The 2,564-nt window shown below is 60.9% G+C and carries 4 protein-coding genes; all 4 read left to right on the forward strand.

Features of this window, described 5'->3' with window-relative positions:
• Positions 1 to 486: PhoH family protein (locus tag AC5E6W_RS20240; protein ID WP_491754149.1), on the forward strand; the 486-nt coding region annotated here is incomplete at its 5' end.
• A 31-nt stretch (positions 487 to 517) separates the two neighbouring features.
• Positions 518 to 1,021, forward strand: coding sequence for an rRNA maturation RNase YbeY (gene ybeY / locus AC5E6W_RS20245; RefSeq protein ID WP_491754150.1), 504 nt, complete (start codon positions 518 to 520; stop codon positions 1,019 to 1,021).
• On the forward strand, positions 1,018 to 2,367 hold the full coding sequence (locus AC5E6W_RS20250; RefSeq protein WP_491754151.1) for a hemolysin family protein: 1,350 nt from the start codon (positions 1,018 to 1,020) through the stop codon (positions 2,365 to 2,367). The genes ybeY and AC5E6W_RS20250 overlap by 4 nt, the downstream gene beginning before the upstream one ends.
• A 33-nt stretch (positions 2,368 to 2,400) precedes the next feature.
• The coding region (locus AC5E6W_RS20255; RefSeq protein ID WP_491754152.1) for a GTPase at positions 2,401 to 2,564 on the forward strand (164 nt) is incomplete at its 3' end.

Genomic DNA, 2,564 nt, shown 5'->3' on the forward strand with positions numbered 1-2,564 from the left:
GACCCCTACATGCGGCCCCTCTACGACGCGCTCTACGATCTGATCGATCCGATCAAGGTCGACAAGATGCTCGAAACCAATGTGATCGAGATTGCGCCACTCGCCTTCATGCGCGGGCGCACACTCTCGGAGGCCTTCATCATCATGGATGAGGCGCAGAACACCACCAACGAACAGATGAAGATGTTCCTCACCCGGCTCGGCAATGCCTCAAAGGCCGTCATCACCGGCGACCTCACGCAGATCGACCTGCCGAACCCGAAGAAGAGTGGCTTGCTGGAAGCTCTGCATGTGCTGGACGGCGTGGAAGGCATCAAGTTCTGCCACTTTGAGGATGTCGACGTAGTTCGTCATCAGCTGGTGCAGCGGATCGTCCGGGCGTACGACAGCCATGGCCGCGCCGAGCAGCTTCCCCTGGCAATCGACGGCAATCCGATGGCGCTGTCCACCGAGGAGCCTCGCAAACCTGCCCTGAAGCCGCAATAGCCAGTCGGCTTGCGATAGCATCAGAGCAATCATGATGACCTTGGAACCTCCGCGAGGGCAGGGAGCTGACGACGCAACTGACTCCGACAACTGGCGCGCGCTGGGCCTTTCACGCGGCGGTCTCAGCCGGTTCGTCGCCGCCGCGCAATCTGCTTTGGGTATGCGCGGCGAGGTCAGCGTGCTGCTCGCGGGGGATCGAACCTTGCGTCGGCTGAACCGCGAGTTCCGCGGCAAGGACAAGGCCACTGATGTGCTGAGCTTTCCCGCTGCGGAAGAGATGGTAGAAGAGTTTGCGGGCGACCTTGCGATATCGCTGGACACGGCGCGGCGTCAGGCGGCTGCGCACGGGCATACGCTGCGTGATGAAGTGCGCGTGCTGCTGCTGCACGGGTTGTTGCACTTGGATGGCATGGACCACGAAATCGACGACGGAGAGATGGCTGCGAAAGAGGCGGAACTGCGAACGCGACTGCGCCTGCCTAATAACTTGATCGCACGAGCAACAAAGACGCGGAAGTCCAGGGCGGTGGCATGAACTGGATCTTTGGATTGTCGATCGCCTTGCTGCTGTGCCTGCTCGCGCTATCGGCTTATATCGACCGAATCTACTTCGAGATGGGCAAGTTTCTCTCTCGCGAGTATGCAGAGAATATCGACGCATGGGAGCGTTGGGTTGAGCCAAAGCTGAGTCTCAGCCGTGAGTCGGCGACGATGTCGGCATCGGTGCTACGGCAGATTGCGCTCTGCGCTCTGGCCTTTCTGATGGCGATTCGGCTGCGCGGAAACGTCGGACATGATGCCGCCGAAATCGGCCGCACGGTATTTGAGCTACTGCTGGTGTTGGTTTTCTTCGACCGCCTGCTGCCGCAGCTGTTTTTCACGCGAACGCGTGGGCAGTGGATCGGGCGTGTCGCGTGGCTGATCCGCGGGCTGTTCTACATCATGCTTCCTGTAACGCTGGCGATTGGCTTGTTGCTGTCGATTGCGGGCCTCGCGGAGCCCGAAGCGGAAGAGCCGGAGCATCAGAATGGTGGCATGGACGCCCTGCTGGAGGCCGGCGAAGAAGAGGGAATCCTGGAAGAGAGCGACCGCGAGCTGGTGCGCAGCGTGGTCGAGTTTGGTGACAAGGTGGTGCGCGAGGTGATGACGCCGAGGCCGGAGATGTTCACAGTTCCGGGATCGATGTCGCTTGAAGAGTTTACGGCGCAGGTGAATGAGCACGGCTTCTCGCGCGTTCCGGTGTACGGCGAGTCGATCGACGACATTACGGGCATCGTGTTCGCGCGTGACATGCTTGGTGTGAAGGATACGGAGGCGGCGCGGCGGAAGGTGTCGCAGTTGCAGCGTCCGGCTGCGTTTGTGCCCGAGAGTAAGAAGGTCAACGAGTTGCTGCGCGAGATGCAGCGCCAGAAGCAGCATATGGGCGTGGTCATTGACGAGTATGGCGGCGTCGCCGGTCTGGTGACGATTGAGGACCTGCTCGAGGCAATCGTTGGCAACATCGAAGACGAGCATGATGCGCCAGTCGAGGATGAGCCCGTCGCCGAAGCGGATGGCGCCTTTGTGGTGCCTGGAAGCTTTGAAGTGAGCCGGTTGCGGGATTTGTTTGGTGAGAGTCTCCAAACAAACCGGGTGCCCGGCGATGAAGCTTCGTTTGAAGAGGACTCGCCGGTCGAGGATGTACTTCCGCAGCTGCTTACGGGGTATGAGGCGACTACGGTCGGCGGTTTGGTGAGCGAGATCGCCGGGCATATTCCGCTTCCCGGCGAGGTGATTGAGGACGGCCCGCTGCGGCTCGAGGTCATCGAATCGACTGACCGGCTGGTGGAGCGGGTGCGGCTTTCGCTGGCCGGGGTTGTGGCTTCGAGCGAGCCCGAGTGAGCCTGCGGCGTCTATAAGTGCGATCATAGACAGATGGCACTTCGTTCCGGATTCATTTCGATCGTCGGGCGGCCGAATGCAGGCAAGTCGACGCTGCTCAACGCGCTGCTCGGACAAAAGCTGGCGATCGTCACCCATAAACCGCAGACCACGCGCACGCGCATCCAGGGCGTGCTGGAGCTACCTGTACGCAAGAA

It is taken from the genome of Bryocella sp. (assembly GCF_058498515.1).